This is a genomic window from Flavobacterium sp. KH_035 (genome assembly GCF_057839565.1).
The window spans coordinates 4,839,629-4,860,158 of record NZ_CM174492.1 but is presented as its reverse complement, the minus strand read 5'-3'; the positions used below and the strand labels follow the sequence as shown (position 1 = coordinate 4,860,158).

At 34.0% G+C, this 20,530-nt stretch carries 16 protein-coding genes; 6 read left to right on the top strand and 10 right to left on the bottom strand.

The window, feature by feature from the left end:
• The first annotated feature begins 705 nt into the window (after positions 1-705).
• Entirely contained in the window at positions 706-1,371 is a 666-nt protein-coding gene (locus AC3IS6_RS19705) for a M15 family metallopeptidase (RefSeq protein WP_489161868.1), read from the top strand.
• Here AC3IS6_RS19705 and AC3IS6_RS19700 read toward each other — a convergent pair whose 3' ends face one another.
• The 8 genes from AC3IS6_RS19700 to tsaD all read right to left on the bottom strand — a co-directional run bounded on the left by AC3IS6_RS19700 (position 1,372) and on the right by tsaD (position 8,783).
• The gene (locus AC3IS6_RS19700; RefSeq protein WP_489161866.1) at positions 1,372-1,938 is read right to left on the bottom strand and encodes a hypothetical protein; all 567 of its coding nucleotides are present in this window, start codon (positions 1,936-1,938) and stop codon (positions 1,372-1,374) included.
• A gap of 2 nt (positions 1,939-1,940) precedes the next feature.
• The gene (locus AC3IS6_RS19695) at positions 1,941-3,122 is read right to left on the bottom strand and encodes a THUMP-like domain-containing protein (RefSeq protein ID WP_489161864.1); all 1,182 of its coding nucleotides are present in this window, start codon (positions 3,120-3,122) and stop codon (positions 1,941-1,943) included.
• A 2-nt stretch (positions 3,123-3,124) separates the two neighbouring features.
• On the bottom strand, positions 3,125-4,216 hold the full coding sequence (locus AC3IS6_RS19690; protein ID WP_173968054.1) for an AI-2E family transporter: 1,092 nt from the start codon (positions 4,214-4,216) through the stop codon (positions 3,125-3,127).
• A 114-nt stretch (positions 4,217-4,330) separates the two neighbouring features.
• Positions 4,331-5,281 carry a zinc metalloprotease gene (locus tag AC3IS6_RS19685; RefSeq protein ID WP_173968053.1) on the bottom strand — a complete coding sequence of 317 codons (951 nt, stop codon included), beginning with the start codon at positions 5,279-5,281 and terminating at the stop codon, positions 4,331-4,333.
• Positions 5,282-5,741: 460 nt separating this feature from the next.
• The gene (locus AC3IS6_RS19680) at positions 5,742-6,239 is read right to left on the bottom strand and encodes a TrmH family RNA methyltransferase (protein ID WP_489161861.1); all 498 of its coding nucleotides are present in this window, start codon (positions 6,237-6,239) and stop codon (positions 5,742-5,744) included.
• A 10-nt stretch (positions 6,240-6,249) separates the two neighbouring features.
• A complete protein-coding gene (locus AC3IS6_RS19675) occupies positions 6,250-6,888 on the bottom strand; it encodes a DUF4159 domain-containing protein (protein ID WP_489161859.1) in 639 nt (212 codons plus the stop codon).
• Between the two features lie 162 nt (positions 6,889-7,050).
• A complete protein-coding gene (locus AC3IS6_RS19670; protein WP_489161858.1) occupies positions 7,051-7,758 on the bottom strand; it encodes a 16S rRNA (uracil(1498)-N(3))-methyltransferase in 708 nt (235 codons plus the stop codon).
• A gap of 2 nt (positions 7,759-7,760) precedes the next feature.
• Positions 7,761-8,783, bottom strand: coding sequence for a tRNA (adenosine(37)-N6)-threonylcarbamoyltransferase complex transferase subunit TsaD (gene tsaD / locus AC3IS6_RS19665; RefSeq protein ID WP_489161856.1), 1,023 nt, complete (start codon positions 8,781-8,783; stop codon positions 7,761-7,763).
• Positions 8,784-8,989: 206 nt separating this feature from the next.
• Between tsaD and AC3IS6_RS19660 the strand changes: the two genes are divergently transcribed.
• From AC3IS6_RS19660 to AC3IS6_RS19640, 5 genes are all read left to right on the top strand, one after another.
• Positions 8,990-13,480: a translocation/assembly module TamB domain-containing protein gene (locus AC3IS6_RS19660; RefSeq protein WP_489161855.1), complete on the top strand. Its 4,491-nt coding sequence runs from the start codon at positions 8,990-8,992 to the stop codon at positions 13,478-13,480.
• Between the two features lie 310 nt (positions 13,481-13,790).
• Positions 13,791-14,777, top strand: coding sequence for a 6-phosphofructokinase (gene pfkA, locus AC3IS6_RS19655; RefSeq protein WP_017497661.1), 987 nt, complete (start codon positions 13,791-13,793; stop codon positions 14,775-14,777).
• Positions 14,778-14,860: 83 nt separating this feature from the next.
• Complete coding sequence (gene gap, locus AC3IS6_RS19650) at positions 14,861-15,865, top strand: type I glyceraldehyde-3-phosphate dehydrogenase (protein ID WP_489161852.1); 1,005 nt, start codon at positions 14,861-14,863, stop codon at positions 15,863-15,865.
• 130 nt (positions 15,866-15,995) lie between these two features.
• On the top strand, positions 15,996-16,847 hold the full coding sequence (locus AC3IS6_RS19645; RefSeq protein ID WP_489161851.1) for an N-acetylglucosamine kinase: 852 nt from the start codon (positions 15,996-15,998) through the stop codon (positions 16,845-16,847).
• A gap of 13 nt (positions 16,848-16,860) precedes the next feature.
• Positions 16,861-17,235: a methylglyoxal synthase gene (locus AC3IS6_RS19640; protein ID WP_489161849.1), complete on the top strand. Its 375-nt coding sequence runs from the start codon at positions 16,861-16,863 to the stop codon at positions 17,233-17,235.
• Positions 17,236-17,351: 116 nt separating this feature from the next.
• Here the strand turns inward: AC3IS6_RS19640 and AC3IS6_RS19635 are convergent, their stop codons facing one another.
• Both AC3IS6_RS19635 and AC3IS6_RS19630 read right to left on the bottom strand, forming a co-directional pair.
• Complete coding sequence (locus AC3IS6_RS19635) at positions 17,352-17,732, bottom strand: Rid family detoxifying hydrolase (protein WP_489161847.1); 381 nt, start codon at positions 17,730-17,732, stop codon at positions 17,352-17,354.
• A gap of 24 nt (positions 17,733-17,756) precedes the next feature.
• Positions 17,757-20,477, bottom strand: coding sequence for a putative LPS assembly protein LptD (locus tag AC3IS6_RS19630; protein WP_489161845.1), 2,721 nt, complete (start codon positions 20,475-20,477; stop codon positions 17,757-17,759).
• Positions 20,478-20,530: the final 53 nt, after the last annotated feature.

Here is a 20,530-nt window from a genome sequence, read left to right as displayed (position 1 = left end):
CGTTTTTTTAGAAATGGCAAATTATAGCAAGTATTACAGTTTAGAATGGATTTTATAAAAGATGCCATTAAAAAATTGTGGAAATTATCGAATACTAATTTATAGGATAAATGAAAGAGTTAGAGATTAAATTAACTGATTTGTATTTAGTTACGATTTTTTTTCTAAAGGATGGTAAGTTAAATTTTGATTTTTTTTACCACTTCAAAGGTTAATTTTTGAGTTAATCGAGTAAATAGGAGAAAGACATCTATTTAGGTTGAAGAAAAAACATATACATGCAAAATGCTGATTATTAGTTCTTTGTGTTTCTGTTAAATTTGTTATAAGAATTTCGGGTTATACCTGTTCTGAAAAAATTACAACACCCTGTTTATCTCAAAGCTGGTACTGATGATTTTTTAAAAGACGCACAGAAGTGAACGAAACTATTTTACAAAACTTATCTTTTTATCTCTTCAATATTATTAAATAACTCGAACATACCTATTATTCTTATATAACTCCAATTATAAAACGTTATGCTTCTGAGTACAATTTTCCTGGTACTTCATACCCATTTTATTATGCTGGCAGGTCACATTTTTAAGTGCCAAAAGGCAAAGGAGCAAGGGAAAATATTATGAGAACTGGCGAGATTTAGAATATAGATTCTACTACCTTAAATGGTTTTGTTTATATTTACTTCTTTCAATATATAGAACCATGAAAATGCAACTGTCTTTATCTCGTACATTAATACTTCTTTCTAGTCTTTTCTTTTGTGCGTTTTCTTCGAATGCTCAAAATGAAACCCATTCCTCTGAGGACAGAGACGAAATTGCCGATACTACTTTTGTAAACCTAAGAGATTACAGTAAGGATTTTGTCTATGATATGAAATATGCTACCGAAGATAACTTTTTAAAGGCCAAAGTTTACGATTGTGCCGAATGTTTGTTGCGTTATAAGACTGTGAAAGCTCTAATAGCGGCGAATCATGATTTTATGAAGAATGGATGCAAAATAAAACTTTTTGATTGTTACAGACCTTTATCCATCCAGAAAAAAATGTGGGAGATTGTGTCGAATCCGGAGTATGTGGCTGATCCAAAAAAAGGCTCCATCCATAATAAAGGAGGAGCCGTTGATATTACTTTAGTCAATGCTAAGGGTGAGGAACTGGAAATGGGAACTAATTTTGATTTTTTTGGCGTTCAGGCCAGTCATAATTATAAAAAATTTCCTGTGTCGGTTAAAGCAAATCGAAAATATTTGAAAAGTGTGATGATAAAAAACGGATTCAATTCTTTTGATTCGGAGTGGTGGCATTATAACTTAAAGACAGGTTTAAATGATAAAGTCTCCAACCAAAAGTGGAAATGCGATTAATTACTCAACGCATCTTATGTTTTCCATGAAATAAGTATTCGGATGGTAAAGTTTACCATTCAATTCAGAAGTTAGATCTCTTTTTACAATATAATCTTCTACTTTGGTCAGGTATTTTATTCGCATAATCGAAACGGGAGATTTCTTAAGATCTTCGAAGTTATCTTTCATGAACATAAAAATTCCGGTATTGATTCGATTGTCAAAACCTTTTTCATCGTGAAGTAGTGTACCGCAATTTTCTTTGTCGATATGAATCAGCGTTACTATTTTTCCATTTTCTAATTGTAAAAAGATTTTTGAGTTTTTATCAAAGCAGTTTGCTTTTATAAAGTCTTTACTTTTTTGGATAAGCTGTAAATTTAAAGTTGGTAAACCATCAGTTTGTGCCAGAGCGAAGAAAACATAATCAAATGTTCCTCCAAAGTATTTTTCGCTAACCATGTATTCGTTGGTTACTTTGTAGCTGCCTATTGAGTCGGTTACATTTGTACTGTATTCACATGGTTTTTGTGCAAAGGCAGTAAAGGTTAATAAGAAAAAGGTTAGTGTAATTAGTTGTTTCATTTTTAAGTTATTTTTCTGCAAATTAAAACTATTTTGTTATCATTTTTATCGGTTGTAAAAAAACAATACAAATTTCCGCCATTTTTTATTTTCCATTTTTTTCGAATATTTTCCACCGTGTCCGGAAAGTTTCGTGTGGTGATATTGGCCTGCTGATTTACAAGTTCGGTTTTCATATCATTTTTGCTGTAAGGGATTACCTTTTCGATTTTAAAACGTCGCCCCGGAAAATCTATTAAAGCTTCGGAAGTATATAAATGCGAATGTTTGTGAAGTTTATCAATCTTAAAAATACTACTTACTTCATCGAATCCTCCTGATTTCATTATAGCCGAATTTGGCTCATAAATATATTTCTGAGGAAGGTTGTAAGAAGGTATAACGGTTTTATCGCCTAGAATAAATTCGAAAGTTTCTATTTTATCTTTTAGAATATTAGCCGTTTTTATTGTGATTTCACCAGCATAACGATTGTGGATCTCAAATAGTAATTCTTTTACCTCGTTTTCAAGTGCAATAATGTGAATGTTTTTGACAAATTGGAGTTCTGATAATCCGGCGGAAAGATCTAATAAGGGAGCCGTTTTCATTAAAACACAATCTGTTTTTTCAAAGTAAAAGGCGAGTAAATCGGGAACATTGGGTAAGCAGTCTTTCAGCATGAAAACCTTGCCTTTGGCATCATTCCTGCGGGATGGATCAATGTAAATCCAATCCCATTTTTGATCAGAGTGATTTAAAACAGAAGTAGAATCGCCGGCATAGAAAGTGCAATTTTCGACTTTTAGCTGTTCAAAATTATGTTTGACAATAGCCGATAAATCTTCGTTTATTTCGCAATGCGCTATTTTTTTGATTTTTTTGGAGAAATAATAATCGTCGACACCAAAACCTCCTGTAAGGTCAATTAGGCTTTCGCCCGAAATTAAAGAAGCCTTGTAAGCTGCCGTTTTTTCAGATGAAGTTTGTTCAACAGATATTTTACTGGGGTAAATAATGTTTTCTATCGCAAACCAGGTGGGCAGCTTGTCTTTTGCTTTTGATTTTGCTTCAATTTGATTCAAAATTACGATCCAGTCGATTTCAGGAAACGGATTTTTCTGAAGCGCTAATTTTGTAATTGGGACACCACTATTTTGAGTTATGAATTCCTGAATGTTTTGATTTAAAATAGCAGTATTCAATGTTAAATTCTTTCGGTTAATACAGAGACAATTTTGTTGTTAGGAAAAAATTCCTTTAAAATTACTTTCACCATAGTAAACACCGGAATAGCAATAATCATCCCGACAATTCCAAAAGTAATTCCGCTGATTAAAGTAACCAGGAATATTTCTAACGGGTGCGAATTTACGCTTTTTGATGAGATTATAGGCTGGCTGATGTTATTATCAATGGCTTGAACCAATAAAAACCCGATGATTACATAGATTGTTTTGGGAAGTATTTCGGATTGAAAATCACTTCCAATCATACTGATCATGGTTAAAATTCCCGCCAGTATAGTTCCTATAATTGGTCCTATATAAGGTATAACATTCAAAATGGCACATAAAAAAGCAATTACAAAGGCATTTTTATTTCCAAATATCATTAAAACAATTAAATACAGAATAAATACAACGGTTAATTGCAATAAGAGACCTATAAAATAGCGGGTCAGGAAATGGTTGATTTTAGTGATCGAATTTAAGATTTTGTCTTCATTGGTGTCAGGAAGAATTCTTCTTGCACTAACTTTAAAAGCATCCTGATCTTTGATAAAGAAAAAGGTAATAAAGAATACAGAAACCAGTCCCATTCCGATATTCGCCATGAAGCCTATAATTGAATTTAGAAAACCTGTAAAGTAGCTGAAATCGATTATCGATGTTATTTTAGATTCTTTTAAAACTTTATTTAAATCAAGATGTTGAATATTAAAGTAGGCTTCAATAGTTCGTTCTGTTTCCAGAAATTGCTGTTGCAGATTTTGAGTGTCCAGCAGCGATAGATTATTGGCTTGTGAAATGATTAACGGAACAAATAATAATATAAATCCAACTATGGCAAGTATGAATAAAACTAGCGCTGTGGAGGCTGCTAATGAATTACTGAACTTTAATTTATTTTTTAAAAATTGTATTAATGGATTTGCAATTAAACACAATAGCAACGAAATACACAGATAGACAATTACAGTCTGAATTTGATATAGAAAGTATAAAATAGCTACAATAACCAGGATTGTAGTTAAAGCTCTTAAAATTCCGTTTGAAATAATTTTCGATGTTATCATGATTCGGTTTTAGAGGATAAATATAGGAAAAAGCATTTTAAATTTATAGGGAAACAAAAAAAAGCGGGATGTTGCCATCCCGCTTTTCAATTTGTCTTTTATTCTTGTTTTTTGTTAGATTCCAAAAGCAGCTCTTGGACCTCCTGTAACAAATACAGCAGCCATTTTGCTTTTTTGTCCTTGTGAGAACATGTACATAGCATTGTCATCTACATAATCCATATAGTTCATTGTCATTTCAACAGGAGTTCCTGAACAAGTGCTATAGTGAGGATATGCAGGTACACCGTAGTTTGCTGTATTGTGAGTTGGAGTATCAGCAACTCCATCGCTTCCACAGGTAGCATCTCCCCAGATATGACGTAAGTTCATCCAGTGACCTACTTCGTGAGTTGCTGTTCTTCCTAAGTTGAACGGAGCATTAGCAGCACCTGATAAACCTAAATATTTCGAATCAATTACAACTCCGTCAGTAGCAGCAGCTCCTCCAGGAAATTGAGCATATCCTAAAATTCCTCCACCTATTGTGCAAGACCATAGATTAAGTTTAGTAGTTGGCGAAGTTGGTGCAATACCACCCTGAGCTGTTTTTTTCATGGCATCATTTGTTCCCCATGAAGTTTTGGTAGTCGATTTTCTAATTACCTGATCTAAAACAAATGTAATTCCTACATTCGCTTTTACACCTGCAAAAAGAGCCGGTACACTATTGTAATCTGAATTTAATGCATTGAAATCTTTGTTTAATACGTCAATTTGAGTTTGAATTTGTGCATTAGAAATGTTTTCAGCTGCAGTTCTGTAAAGAACATTCACTACGACCGGGATTTCAACCTTACCGTTTACGAGACGCTTTGTCAGGATCGCATTTTCAGTAAAAGCTTCAATTTCGTTCATTCTGATTGCTAAGGTAGGATCAGCTTTCAGTTGAGCTTCTAGAACTTCCTGGCTTGCGCATCCGCGATGTGCAATGGCATCAACTTTTGAATCTGTAGATTCTGATTGGTCGTTTTGACAAGAAAACAGCACTAATGCTGTGAATGCAGTAATAATGATTTTTTTCATAATAACTTGGGTTTTTGTTATAAAAAATTTGCTTTGGTTAATTATATTGCAATTTTATAACAAAATAATTATTGTAACAAAATAATTACAATATATTATTTGTGAGAATTTTACAATCCCTTGTATAATCTAGTTCTTACAAAAAAACAACTAAAATTATTAAGAAGTAAATTCGTACAATGTTGTTTTTGAGAATGTTATTATGTCGATTTTTGTTCTTTATGGAAGATTTTTGTGACAAATATTGCGGAGTGAAATTTTAGTACGTATTTATACGTAAGAATAACTGTTAAATTAATGGTAATTTTGGGTCTAATTAATCACGGAATTCCATCCGACTGTTGTTTTAGGTGTCAAAAAGTAATTCCTGGTGTTTATTCGTTTGAAGCAAATCCAGAAGAAACATCAAAAGGTGAAATCATGATAAGTTGTATACTTACTATTTAAAATGTGAAAAAGTTTAAAAAGAGGTAATCTCATAAAGCGCAATACTCGCCGCTTGCACAACATTCATACTGCTGTTTTTTCCAAACATATTTATGTGCACAATTTGGTCCGAAATTTTTAAAAGTTCTTCTGATATTCCATTGATTTCACTTCCAATTAAAAGTGCAATTTTTTGATTGTCAGGAAGTACTACTTCTTTTAGGGGTTTGCTATTGCTCGTGATTTCTAAAGCAATAACCTCAAAATTATTTTGAAGCAGGTAGCCAGCAAGGTCGGCTGTTTCCTCAATTATGGTATGGGCTACGTGAAGATGAGTGCTTCGAGAAGTTTTGTTGATTTTTCGGGGAGTCAACGGAATATCTTTTCCTAAAAAAATAATATTCTCCACCCCAAATGCCTCACTGATTCTAAAAAGAGAGCCAATATTCTGTTGAAAATAAATGTGATCGCAAACTAATGTTATCGGAAATGTTTTTCTTTCAAATTGATTTTCTTCGTGAGTAAGCTGCACTTTTTAAAATTTAATTGGTAAAAATATAATTGATAATGTTGGCACCCATTTTCAGGGCTTTATCTCTAACGGCGGCAGGGTCATTATGTACTTCAGGGTCTTCCCAGCCATCACCCAAGTCACATTCGTAAGTATATAATAGTACTAATTTGTTTTCTATAAAAATACCAAAGGCCTGCGCACGAGTCCCGTCGTGTTCGTGAATTTTGGGCAAACCATTCGGAAAGGGATACGGTTTTTGAAATATGGGATGGTTAGTCGGAATTTCGATTAAATTATTGTTCGGAAATATTTTTTTAATCTCTTTTCGAATGTATTGATCCATTCCGTAATTATCATCAATATGAAGAAAGCCGCCGCCATTTAAATAGTTTCTAAGATTGCTCACGTCGGCATCACTAAAAACAACATTTCCATGTCCCGTCATGTGAACGAACGGATAGGAGAGTAGATCCGGATTACTGGGCTCTACTGTTGAAGGCTTTGCTTTTATTCTGGTGTTTATATTGGCATTGCAAAACTTTATTAAATTAGGCAATGATGTTGGATTTGCATACCAATCACCACCACCACTATATTTTAGCAGTGCAATCTCCTGCGAAAAAGAAGAAACAGAAACCAATAGTAATAAGAGAAATATTTTTTTCATAGGATTGTATTTAGCTAGTCGTTTAACTTTTATTAAAAGTCTCCCTTGTCATTTCGACGAAGGAGAAATCTTCACGAGTAGCTCGACAAAGATTGGTGATTTTCTAGACAGAGTTTCTAACGGAGATTTCTCCTTCGTCGAAATGACAAAACTCGCGGATTATTAAACCTCATTAAAAAAAACAACACTATGACAAGCTACAATTGCAGCCGTTTCAGTTCGCAATCGCGTATTTCCTAAAGCAACAGGTTGAAAGTTATGTTCTAAAGCCAGTGCAATTTCTTTTTCAGAAAAATCTCCTTCAGGACCAATAAGCAGGGTAACATTTTCATTAGGTTTTAAAACCTCTTTTAAAGATTTTTTATCCGTTTCTTCACAGTGCGCTATTAATTGTAATCCTTCGTTTTTTTGTTTGATGAACTCCTTAAACGAAATTGCATCGTTCAGTTTTGGTAAATAGGTCTCATTGGATTGTTTCATGGCCGATAAGATAATCTTTTCAAAACGTTCCGGATTGATTACTTTTCGTTCCGAACGATCGCAAAAGACAGGTGTAATCTCCTGGATTCCTATTTCTGTCGCTTTTTCCAAAAACCATTCAAAACGATCATTCATTTTGGTTGGAGCAACCGCAAGATGCAGTTTGAATTTTGGAGCCGGTGATTTTGTGATCGAGAGCACCTCTACAATACATTTATTGTCTGAGGCTAAAGTAATCTCTGTTTCAAACAATAAGCCTGAACCATTTGTTACGTGTAAGATGTCGGAATCTTTTTTGCGTAAAACCTTTATGATATGACGGCTTTCTTCTTTATCAAAAGAAAAACGTTCTGTAGATTCATCAATATCAGGATTGTAAAATAATTGCATAATTAAAATTGGATTCGCGCTTTCGAAACTACTGCTGAAGTTTCAAAACGACTTGATAAATATTTTTGATAACCTACAATTCCTATCATTGCAGCATTGTCTGTAGTGTACTCAAATTTTGGAACGAAAGTTTTCCAACCGTATTTCTCTTCACTTTCTTTTAATCGGGTTCTGATGCCTGAATTGGCCGAAACTCCTCCGCCAATCGCAATTTGTTTGATTCCGGTTTCTTTTACCGCTAATTTCAATTTATCCATCAAAATTTCGATAATCGTATATTGAATAGAAGCGCAAATGTCATTCAGGTTTTCTTCAATAAAATTCGGATTCTCAAGTTTCTTCTTTTGAATGAAATATAAAATGGCCGTTTTTAGTCCTGAGAAACTAAAATCAAGTCCCGGTACTTTAGGTTTGGTAAACGCAAAAGCTTTTGGGTTTCCTAATTTTGCATATTTATCAATAAGCGGTCCGCCCGGATAAGGGAGTCCCAGAATCTTGGCGCTTTTGTCAAAAGCCTCACCAACAGCATCATCAGTAGTTTCTCCGATAATTTCCATATCAAAAAAACCATTTACCTTAACAATTTGAGTATGACCTCCACTAATGGTCAGAGCCAGAAAAGGAAACTCCGGTTTATCAAAACCTTCTTCGTCTATAAAATGTGCCAAAATATGCGCATGCATATGATTTACAGCAATTAATGGAATTTTTAAAGCTAAGGCTAACGATTTACTAAAAGAACTGCCCACTAATAAAGACCCCATTAGGCCCGGACCTTGTGTAAAAGCAATCGCTGTTAATTGATCTTTTTGTACATTTGCCTTACGAAGTGCGGCATCAATTACCGGAACAATATTTTGCTGGTGGGCTCTTGAAGCTAATTCAGGAACTACACCTCCATATTGATTGTGAATTAACTGATTGGCCACAACATTTGAGAGTACTTTGTCGTTATGTAGAACCGCGGCAGCAGTATCATCGCATGAACTTTCGATGGCAAGAATAAAAACCTCTGAATTTTGCATATAAAAGCACGAATTTTGAATTATATTTGACAAATCAAATATTTGATTTTCTTTTATTATAAGGAGAAGCCAAAATTAAAGAATTTTTATCAAAAACAGCCGTTCTTTGTCTGTTCAAAGTAAATTTAAAAGAAAACTAAAATAAAGCAGCTATCAGAAAAGTAAAGAAAATAATATCACGAACCCTAATTGGTTTAATTTTACTTTTGTTAGCACTTGCTATCATTCTGGCTTTGCCTGTCGTACAGACAAAAATTGCCAAGTATGTTACGGAATCGTTAAATACTGATTTTAAGACGGATATTAGTGTAGAAAAAGTAGCCATAAACATTTTTGGAGGTGTAAAACTCAAGAAGGTCCTGATTCGTGACCATCATAAGAAGACTTTAATCTATTCTGATATAATTACCACTGATATTCTTAGTATTAAAAGATTATTAGATGGTGATTTGCTTTTTGGAGATCTTCGATTGACGGGCATGATCTTTAATCTGAAAACCTATAAAAACGAGGACGAGAATAATATTAACAAGTTCATTAAATTGTTTGAAACGGGAAAAAAAACGCCTAAATCTGACAAGCATTTTTTGATGACAGCCAGAAACGCCTACATTTCCAAAGGTGCTTTTTCTGTTGTTGATGAGAATAAAACTACACCAAGATTTCTGGATTTTAAAAAACTAAACGCTTATATAAGTGATTTTAAGCTCTACGGACCGGATGTAAGCACCAATATTCATCGATTTTCGTTTTTGGATCATCGTGGTTTGTATGTGTCAAATTTTGCAGGTAAATTCGCTTATACTAAAAAACAGATCAAAGTTGAAAATTTAGCAATAAAAACGAAAAGATCTTCTATTTACGGAAAAGCGATTTTAAATTATAAAATAGAAGATTTCCTCCATTTTACCGATAAAGTAAAATTTGATGTGGCATTAGATTCCGCTTCTATTGCTTCAAACGATATCCGTTATTTTTATGATGGATTAGGAAAAAATCAGCATTTTAAAATTAAGACAAAAATAAAAGGAACATTGAATGATCTTAATTTAAGACGTCTTAGGTTGAGTGATACCAATGGTTCAAAGATTTTCGGAACAATTAACTTCAAAAATCTTTTAGGAAGCAAAACCCAAAAGTTTTCAATGGATGGTAAGTTTGAAAAACTGGTTTCGAGTTACGATAATCTGGTTGTTTTATTGCCGAATATTTTAGGTAAAAAACTTCCAAAAGAATTGCAGCGAATTGGCAGGTTTAATATCGTTGGTAAGGCAAAAGTCTCGACTACAGCTTTAGAAACCGATTTTAAGATGATTACCGATTTGGGGAACGGGCAGGTCGATTTGCACATGAACAATATCGATTTTATTGATAAAGCCTCGTATTCCGGAAATATAATTCTTGAAAATTTTAACATTGGCGCAGTACTTAATCGCAAGGATATTGGCAGAACGACTTTGAATGTAGATGTAGACGGAAAAGGTTTTACAGAGAAATACCTTAATACCATTATTAAAGGTGACATCTCAAAATTAGATTACAATAAATACACCTATAATAATATTGTTGTCAACGGGAATTTTAAATTACCCTATTATAAAGGTCAGGTTTCTATAAACGATCCGAATTTAAGCCTGATGTTTGACGGTATGGTCGACTTAAGTAAACGTGAAAATCGTTATGATTTTCATATTAACGTAGACAATGCCGATTTAAGAAAGCTTAAATTTGTCGATGATTCTATCTCACAGTTTAGGGGGGATGTTGTTGTAGAAGTGACCGGAAATTCGATAGAGAATTTACAAGGAGCTATCTCGATCAAAGATGCTGTTTATCAAAATCCTAAAGACACTTATGTTTTTGATGAGATTTCGGTTAATTCGAATTTTAATGCTGATAAACTCCGCACCATAACCATTAGTTCTAATGATGTGGTAAACGGAGAAATAGTGGGTAAATTTCAGTTTGCACAATTGGATAAACTGGTGATGAACTCGGTGGGAAGTTTATACACAAATTATAAACCTTACAAGGTAAAGAAAGGACAGTTTTTACGTTTCAACTTCCATGTTTACGACAAGATCGTTGAAATGTTGTATCCTGATATTAAGATTGATTCAAGTACTGTAGTTCGAGGGAAAATTGATTCGGATCTGCAAGAGTTTAAATTCAGGTTTAATTCTGAAAAGATTACAGCTGCAAAAAACACTTTCGATAATATTCGAATTAGCATCGATAATAAAAATACGCTTTACAATGCTTATGTAGAGTTAGACAGTATTAAAACACCTTATTATAAAATACGAGACTTTAACCTGATTAACGTTACTGCTAAAGATACACTGTTTGTAAGATCTGAATTTAAAGGTGGGGAAAAAGGAGAGGATTATTTTAACCTGGATCTCTATCATACCATTGATAAAAACAAAAACAACATCGTAGGGATTAAGAAATCTGAAATGAAATTTAAAGACTATTTATGGTATTTAAATGAAGATGCGGAAAAAGACAATCAGATTATTTTTGATCAGTATTTTAAAAATTTTAGTATTGAGAATATTGTATTGTCGCATGAGAATCAAAAAATAGATCTGAATGGAGTTATAAAAGGAAAGGATTATAAAGATCTGGTGCTGAATTTTGAAGATGTTGATATTAATAAGATTACACCATTAAATTCTAAGTTCGTTTTTAATGGTAATTTGAACGGAAACGTAAATTATAAGCAGAATAAAGACGTCTATCAGCCCACAGCGTCGATTATAATTGACCATCTCAACCTAAATAAAACAGATTTAGGAACGCTTAATTTTGATATAGCCGGAGATGAAAGCTTTAAGAAATTTACAATAAACTCTACTATTCAAAATGGGTTCACAGAGTCTTTTAAAGCAGAAGGAACTTTTGCGGTAGAGAACAAAGAGACCATGTTAGATTTAAGTTTAAAACTCGAAGGGTTTAATTTGGCTACTTTAGGAACCGTTGGAGGAGATGTCTTATCGAATGTTCGTGGATCGGTTTCTGGAAACGCAGCGGTGGTTGGGAATTTAAAAAAACCTGAAATTAACGGACGTTTATATGTGGAGAAGGCGGGAATGACCATTCCGTATTTAAATACCGATTACGAGTTAAGTGATCGTACCGTAATTGACTTAACTGATGAGAAATTTCTTTTCAGAAATAATCAGTTGACGGATACGAAATACGGAACAAAAGGTTTGCTGAACGGAAGTATCGAGCATCATAATTTTGGTGACTGGAAGCTGGATCTAACGATTACTTCTAAGCGATTGGTAGCGCTGGATACAAAAGACAGTGAAGATGCTGCCTATTTTGGTACCGCATTTATAAATGGTACCGCAAGTATTAAAGGTCCGACAGAAAGCCTATTTATTAAGGTAGATGCAAAATCAGAAAAGGGGACTCAGGTTAAGATTCCAATAAACAATGCACAAAGTGTTGGAGAAAGCAGCTGGATTCATTTTGTGACTCCTCAGGAAAAGTATAACCTGGCAAATGGAATCCTCGAAAAAACCAAGAACTATAACGGATTGGAACTGGAGTTTGATTTTGATATTACGCCTGATGCCGAAGTAGAAGTAATTCTGGATAGAAATTCCGGGCACGGGATGAAAGGAAAAGGATATGGTTCGTTATTGTTTAAAATTAACACACTGGGTAAATTTAATATGTGGGGAGATTTCCAGGCGTATGAAGGAACTTATAATTTTAAGTATGGCGGTTTAATTGATAAAAAATTCTCGGTTAAGAAAGGCGGGTCTATTATTTGGGAAGGAAACCCTATGAAAGCACAGCTGAATCTGGAAGCAGTTTATAAAACAACTGCAAATCCGGCCGTATTATTAGACAATACCTCTTCATTTAATAAAAAAGTACCGGTAGAGGTAGTAATTGGTTTACGTGGAGATTTGGCCAGTCCGGAGCCTAATTTTGATATACAGTTCCCTTCTGTTAGTAATGTTCTTAAATCAGAGATACAATATAAATTAGATGATAAAGATATTCGTCAGACACAGGCTTTGTATTTATTGTCGACAGGTTCATTTATGAGTACAGACGGATTTAGTCAGGGCGATTTGTCTGGAACATTAACCGAAACCGCTTCGAGTTTACTGGGAGGTATTATAAAATCGGATAATGATAAGGTGAATATCGACTTAAATTATATTTCAGCTGACAAAAGATTAGGTCAGGAAGCTGACGGGCAGTTTGTAGCGAACATATCTTCGCAGATCAATGAAAGGATTACAATCAATGGAAAACTTGGAGTTCCGGTTGGTGGCGTTAATGAGTCTGCCATTGTAGGAGATATTGAAATATTATATAGGGTAAATGAAGACGGATCAATGAATCTTCGTTTGTTCAATAAAGAAAATGATATTAATTATATAGGACAGGGAATTGGTTATACTCAGGGAGTTGGTATCTCGTATGAAGTAGACTTTGATACCTTTACCGAGCTGGTCAATAAACTGTTCAAGAACCATAAGCTGGAAAGAGCTATAAAAAACTCTTCAAATGATCTGCAGGATTCTAATCTAAATCCGGATTTTGTGAATTTCTCGAATAAAAAGAAGGAAGATAAGAACAAAAAGAAAGAAGAGAAAAAAGAGGAAGAACGAAAAGTTCCGCCACCTATAAATAATGAAGGATTGATTCCGGATAATGATTTTTAGGAAATTTGTTAAAAATACACTCATATGAAACCATTCGTTGCTGCGAATGGTTTTTTTGTGCTAAATTTATAGATTCGCTTATTTTTTGACAAAAGGAGAATACTCTGAAATTTTATAACACTTCATTTATGTATTGTTAATTTTAAACATTTAATTAAAATAAGGGACATTTATTATTGTAAATGAATTTTTAGTAATAGAAAAACTTATTAACGAAAACGTTTGAATTTAACATATTTTATTAATTTATTATAAACATAACCCAAGAAGTGGTGAATGTTTGCTAATTTTACACTTTAATACTTAAATAATGCCAAAAACAATAAAAAAAGTTGGTGTTCTAACATCGGGAGGTGACTCACCAGGAATGAATGCCGCAATACGATCAGTTGTTCGAACATGTGCTTATCATAATATAGAATGCATAGGAATTTATAGAGGGTATCAGGGAATGATTGAAGGAGACTTCAAAGAAATGGGACCCCGAAGCGTAAATAATATTGTAAACAAAGGTGGAACGATCCTAAAATCGGCTCGTTCAGTTGAGTTTAGAAGTCCGGAAGGTAGAAAAAAAGCGCACGAGAATCTTTTAAAAGCCGGAGTGGATGCTTTGGTTGTTATTGGAGGAGACGGAAGTTTTACCGGAGGATTAATTTTTAATTCAGAATATGGTTTTCCTGTAATGGGAATTCCGGGAACAATTGATAATGATATTTTCGGAACCAGTCATACCTTAGGTTATGATACAGCTCTGAATACTGTTGTAGATTGTATCGATAAGATTAGAGATACTGCAAGTTCGCATAACCGTCTGTTTTTTGTAGAGGTAATGGGAAGAGATGCAGGTCATATTGCCCTTAATGCCGGAATTGGAGCCGGTGCCGAAGAAATTCTTATTCCTGAAGAAGATTTAGGTTTAGACCGATTACTGGATTCTCTTCAAAAAAGTAAAGCTTCAGGAAAATCATCAAGTATAGTAGTTATTGCTGAAGGAGATAAAATTGGTAAAAACGTATTCGAATTAAAAGATTACGTTGAAGCCAACCTGCCTGAGTATGATGTTAGGGTATCTGTATTAGGACACATGCAGCGTGGCGGTTCTCCATCTTGTTTTGACCGTGTTTTAGCAAGCCGTTTAGGAGTAAAAGCGGTAGAATCTTTAATAGAAGGTAAATCAAATTATATGGTTGGTTTGCAGGCTGATAAAGTTGTTTTGACACCTCTTGAACAGGCAATTAAAGGGAAATCTGAAATTGACCGAGAATTGTTGAGAGTGTCCGATATCATGTCGACATAAAAAAAAGTTTAAAAAAGGAAAGAAGTTTATTGTGAGGAAATTAGACTTTGAATTAGTGTAATAAAAAACAAAAATTAAGTAAAATGTCAAAAGTAAAATTAGGAATAAACGGATTTGGACGTATCGGAAGAATCGTTTTTAGAGAAACTTTCAATAGAGATAATGTAGAAGTAGTAGCAATCAATGATTTGTTAGATGTAGATCACTTAGCTTACTTATTAAAATATGATTCAGTTCACGGACGTTTCAACGGAACTGTAGAAGTAAAAGAAGGAAAACTTTTCGTAAACGGAAGAAACATTCGTATTACTGCTGAAAGAAATCCTGCTGATTTAAAATGGAACGAGGTTGATGTAGATGTGGTTGCTGAGTGTACAGGTATCTTTACTACTATCGAAACTGCAAACGAACACATCAAAGGTGGTGCAAAAAAAGTAATCATCTCGGCTCCGTCTGCTGATGCTCCAATGTTTGTAATGGGAGTAAACCATGAAACAGCAAAAGCTACAGATTTAGTAGTTTCTAATGCTTCTTGTACAACAAACTGTTTAGCTCCTTTAGCTAAAGTAATTCACGATAATTTCGAAATTGTTGAAGGTTTAATGACGACTGTTCACGCAACAACTTCAACTCAAATGACAGCTGATGGTCCTTCAAGAAAAGACTGGAGAGGTGGACGTGCTGCAAGCATCAACATCATTCCTTCTTCAACAGGAGCTGCTAAAGCGGTTGGAAAAGTAATTCCTGCTTTGAATGGAAAATTAACAGGAATGTCTTTCCGCGTCCCTACTGCTGACGTTTCTGTAGTAGATTTAACAGTAAAAGTAGCGAAAGAAACTTCATACGAAGAAATTATGGCTGTTTTGAAAAATGCTTCTGAAACTACAATGAAAGGTATCTTAGGATATACAGAAGATGCAGTTGTTTCTCAGGATTTTATTTCTGACAAAAGAACTTCAGTTGTAGATGCAGGTGCTGGAATCGGTTTAAATTCAACTTTCTTTAAATTAGTATCCTGGTATGATAATGAGTACGGATATTCAAGTAAATTGATTGATTTATCTGTGCATATCGCAGGTTTAAAATAATAATATATATTTTTGCAAAATCCCGTTATTGTATAGTAATGGGATTTTCTTATTTTGTTACTTCTTTAATTAATTTAAAAGCATACTTTTTATTTAGCTAAAGAAAAACCTAATCCAAAAACTAAATAAAATGAAATTAATAGTTGATAGTGGATCTACTAAAGCCGATTGGATTGCAATTGATGATAATGGAAAAGTATTATTCACCACACAAACTTTAGGATTAAATCCTGAAATTCTTGACGGTCCGGAAATAATCGAAAGATTAAACGATCGTTTTGATATTCTGCAAAATAAAAAAAATGCCACACATTTGTTCTTTTACGGAGCAGGTTGTGGAACAGATAGAATGAAAACTGAGCTTTCGCAAATATTTCAACAATATTTTGAGAATGCAATTGTTGAAGTTCAGGAAGATACTTACGCTGCTGTATATGCGACTACTCCAAAAGGAGAAGCTGCAATTGTAAGCATACTTGGAACAGGTTCTAATTGTAGCTTTTTTGATGGAAAAGTATTGCATCAAAAAGTACAGTCACTAGGGTTTATCGCAATGGATGATTGTAGTGGAAATGTTTTTGGAAAAGAATTAATCAGAAAGTACTATTTCAATAAAATGCCTAAAGAACTGGCTGTTGAATTTGAGAAAGAGTATAATTTAGATCCTGATTTTATCAAGAATAAATTGTACAAAGAACCAAATCCAAATGCTTATTTAGCAACTTTTGCAAAGTTCCTGATCAAACATAAAGACACGGAGTTTTGTAGAAAGATCATCTTCAAAGGCATGAAATCTTTCGTTAAAAATTACATCAAGCAATTTGATAATTGCAAAGAAGTTCCCGTTCATTTTGTAGGTTCTATAGCTTTTTATCTAAAAGAGGAGTTACAGGAAACTTTTGATAAGTACGAACTTCAATTGGGTAATGTTTTAAGAAGACCTATTGATGGATTAATTGCTTACCACGTTGCAAATCAATAAATAGAATTAAAATATGGAAATTGCTATTATAGCTCACGATGGAAAAAAGGCAGACATGGTTCAGTTTTTGAATAAAAATAAGACTTTGCTGCTTCAGGAAAACATTAAACTAATTGCAACAGGAACCACAGGAAGTAAAGCCGTTAATGCTGGTTTTAAGGTAAAAAGAATGCTTTCCGGACCAATGGGAGGTGATGCGCAAATTGCTGCAAGAGTAGCCGAGGGGAAGACAAAAATGGTTTTTTTCTTTAAAGATCCTCTGGCAAGTCATGCTCATGAAGTCGATATTAATATGTTAATTCGTGTTTGTGATGTACATAATGTGCCCTTGGCAACAAATGAGGCTTCGGCGCAGTTGTTGCTAAATGCTGTCGCGTTGCAATTATAGAATTTCTATTTTTAGATATAAAAAAAAACCATTACGAGCTCGTAATGGTTTTTTTGTTTCAGGTTTTGCTCAAAGTGTCAAACTTGAAACTTGAAACTTGGAATTTCAAACAATTCTTACTGCACCGCAATTATCGAAATCTCTACGTTTACATTTTTTGGCAAGCAGGCAACCTGAACGGTTTCACGTGCAGGAGCTATTTTTTCGTTAAAATAGGAACCGTAAACAGTGTTTATTGCTCCAAAATTATTCATATCCATAATGAAGATGGTTGCTTTAACCACATTTTCAAAAGACATATCGGCAGCTTCCAAAATTGCTGCAATATTTTCCATTACTTGTTTCGTTTCATCATTGATGTTGTCCGTAATAAGTTCGCCAGAAGCTGGATTGATGGCAATCTGACCTGATGCATAAAGTGTGTTTCCTGATAATACGGCCTGGTTGTAAGGACCAATTGGAGCTGGTGCTTTTTCAGTAAAGATGATTTTTTTCATAATAAATTATTTTTGTTCGATCGTTTATCGATTTGAAGTACTACGTTTGTTCCATTTGATGTCGCTCAACATTCCGGATTTAATTCCAATAAAGAAATTCCAGTTTGAGTTTGGACCAATAGGAGTCCAGTTAAATGCCATTCTCCAGCTTAATAAATCTCTTTCAAAACGAAACTGTGTAAAAGTAACTCCTTTTTGTACAAAATCGTAACCAGTAGAAACTCCGCCCTTCCATTTAGGAGTAATATCCATATTGGCGGATATCATGATAGAGTTTCCGGTAATTTTATTTTCTCTGGCAGCATTTGAATAGGTTAGGGAATATGCCATAGTCATATCCCATGGAAGTTTAGAACTGAAAAATTCACTTATAACATCTTTATCATCATCCTTTTCGTTAGCAAACTGACTGTTTCGGGGATCATTTAAGTCCGTATTTGTTCCGAATAAATCATCATTACGACCTCCATTTCGCTGACTCTGCGTATTCTTTTCTTCTTTTGTTCCTTTATTTGAAAACGAATAGTTTAAAGTAACATTGGCACTGGTTAATCGAAACAAACTTCCACCATTGTCAATATTGAAGACATTCATAACATGACCTGAATTGTCAATTGCATACGGATTTAAAACAGCTCCAAAATTGACATTCATTTTATTGTCTAAAAGCTGTGTTCCACCGCTTACGATTACCGGTTGCCAGGCTAAAGTTTCTTTTCCGTCAGCATTAAAATTATAGCTGGTGCTAAAGTTTAAATTGTTTAATAACATGATCTTTTTCGGCTCTGTCTTTGTGCTGTCGCGATCTCTTACTTTGGCCTCAAAAGTATTGCTTAAAGCAAAGGATACAATATTGGCGTTGCTGTTCCCTGGAGCGCCAAAAATACCTTCGTCAAATCTGGAGTAAGTATTAATCTTTCCGGTTGCATCAACGGTATAATTGTCATAATACTGATTAAAACTAGGAGTGTACGAATAGGTTATGTTTGGTCTCATGACATGACGTACAGACTGTATTTTTTTGTCTTCTCCAAAATTGAAAGTACCGTAAATTGTAGTTCCTAAATTAGTGCTGAAATTATAGGTTCTAAAAGCATCAAAACCGTTTATAGTAGAAGTTATGGCTTGTCCTTTGGTAGCATCATAATTTTTGTTAATGGTTTTGGTTACCCAGGTTTCCTGATAATTGGTAGAGGCTCCCGCACTAAAATACTTAAACAGTTTGAAGTTGGTACTAATAGGAATAGTGTGCTGCATTCCTATTTTGGCATCTCTGAACATTTGTGGTTTGAAAAATAAAGAGTCTGTTGTTGAGATACTGTTTTTACCGCTTAAGTTATATTGTAAATTGATATTTTTTATGAATCCTTTTTTGACACCGTCCTTTCCAACAAATGGATACACACGGTCCACGCTGGCTTGTAACGTTGGTAATGTCATATCAATTTTTTCCGTTTGTGTGTTTTGCGAGTGTGTTGCGGTTAACGAGATACGCGCCTGAGGTATCGTATTGAATGTTTTGTTATACGAGATGGATGAATTTAAAGTGTTATTTAAATTTGATCCTGTGTTCGCCTGATTGATAGATCGTTTAAAATATTTACTACTACCCATGTTAACAGAGGCAGAAAAGGTTGAATTAGGGTTTGCTTTCGTGTCTTTTGAATGCGACCACTGAATGTTGTAGATTTTTTCTTTTGAGTAATCAGGATAACCGCGTTCGCTGTTTATTAAATTTTCATAACGGATATTAAGGTTTCCTCTATACTTATATTTTGTAGCGTATGCCGACTCAAAACGCATTGCGTAACTACCATTGGTATAATAATCACCTAAAACGGTCAGGTCATAATTATCGCTTAATGCAAAGTAATAACCTCCATTCTGTAAAGAGAATCCTCTTGTGTTAGAGTCGTTGTAGCTTGGTAAAATAATACCCGAAACACTCTTTTCCTGACTCATCGGGAAATAGGCAAAAGGCAATGCCAAAGGAGTAGGTACATCGGCAATAACCATATTGGTCAAACCGGTGATTACTTTTTTACCCGGAATAAATTTTACTTTATTGGTTTGAAAGTAGTATTCAGGATTGTCAATGTCCTTTGCAGTTGTAAAACGGGCACCACGCAAAAAGTAAACCGAGTCGTTTTCTTTTTTGGTAACCGCTGCTTTAATTTTAAATTCTCCCTGTTCGGTTCTGGAATTGTAGATTAAAGCTTTTTTTGTTTTAAAGTTAAATCGAATAGAATCCGGCTGAACTTCGCTTGCCCCTTGTTTGAAGTTTGGATATTGTGTCAAAACACCTGCGGAATCTCGTATACGTCCGGCATAAACTTCTTCCTTTTCCATGTTTAAAACAATGATTCCCGATTTTAGTTCTACATCTTTGTAGTAGAGTTCGGCTTCATTATATAAGGTAAGAGTTTTTGCTTTTTTGTCATATTTAGCGTAATCTTTAGCCTTATATTTGGTAACGGCGTCCAGAAAATTCTTTTTGGCTTTAACAGTATCCAGTTTTATAGTGTCTGATACAGCGGCTTCAGGTTTGCTTGCTGCAATAGTTTTGGGTTTATCTGTTTGTTTTACAGTAGGTAAAGACTTTTTTTTGTTTTTTATCTCTTGCGAATATAAATTACCACATCCTAAAGTTAGGAAAAATGATAATAAAACGATATTAAATAAGTTTGTATGCAAAGGTTTAAATGCTATTTTTGTAAAATTATGGCTTGTTTTTTGACATGTCAAACTTACATATAATTTTTTGTCAAAAATAATCAATTGTAAAAATTATAGCTGTT

Coding starts and splice junctions, on each gene's coding strand:
- AC3IS6_RS19705 (WP_489161868.1), top strand. CDS start 706: ATGAAAATGCAACTGTCTTTATCTCGTACATTAATACTTCTTTCTAGT.
- AC3IS6_RS19700 (WP_489161866.1), bottom strand. CDS start 1,938: ATGAAACAACTAATTACACTAACCTTTTTCTTATTAACCTTTACTGCC.
- AC3IS6_RS19690 (WP_173968054.1), bottom strand. CDS start 4,216: ATGATAACATCGAAAATTATTTCAAACGGAATTTTAAGAGCTTTAACT.
- AC3IS6_RS19685 (WP_173968053.1), bottom strand. CDS start 5,281: ATGAAAAAAATCATTATTACTGCATTCACAGCATTAGTGCTGTTTTCT.
- AC3IS6_RS19675 (WP_489161859.1), bottom strand. CDS start 6,888: ATGAAAAAAATATTTCTCTTATTACTATTGGTTTCTGTTTCTTCTTTT.
- AC3IS6_RS19670 (WP_489161858.1), bottom strand. CDS start 7,758: ATGCAATTATTTTACAATCCTGATATTGATGAATCTACAGAACGTTTT.
- tsaD (WP_489161856.1), bottom strand. CDS start 8,783: ATGCAAAATTCAGAGGTTTTTATTCTTGCCATCGAAAGTTCATGCGAT.
- pfkA (WP_017497661.1), top strand. CDS start 13,791: ATGCCAAAAACAATAAAAAAAGTTGGTGTTCTAACATCGGGAGGTGAC.
- gap (WP_489161852.1), top strand. CDS start 14,861: ATGTCAAAAGTAAAATTAGGAATAAACGGATTTGGACGTATCGGAAGA.
- AC3IS6_RS19645 (WP_489161851.1), top strand. CDS start 15,996: ATGAAATTAATAGTTGATAGTGGATCTACTAAAGCCGATTGGATTGCA.
- AC3IS6_RS19640 (WP_489161849.1), top strand. CDS start 16,861: ATGGAAATTGCTATTATAGCTCACGATGGAAAAAAGGCAGACATGGTT.
- AC3IS6_RS19635 (WP_489161847.1), bottom strand. CDS start 17,732: ATGAAAAAAATCATCTTTACTGAAAAAGCACCAGCTCCAATTGGTCCT.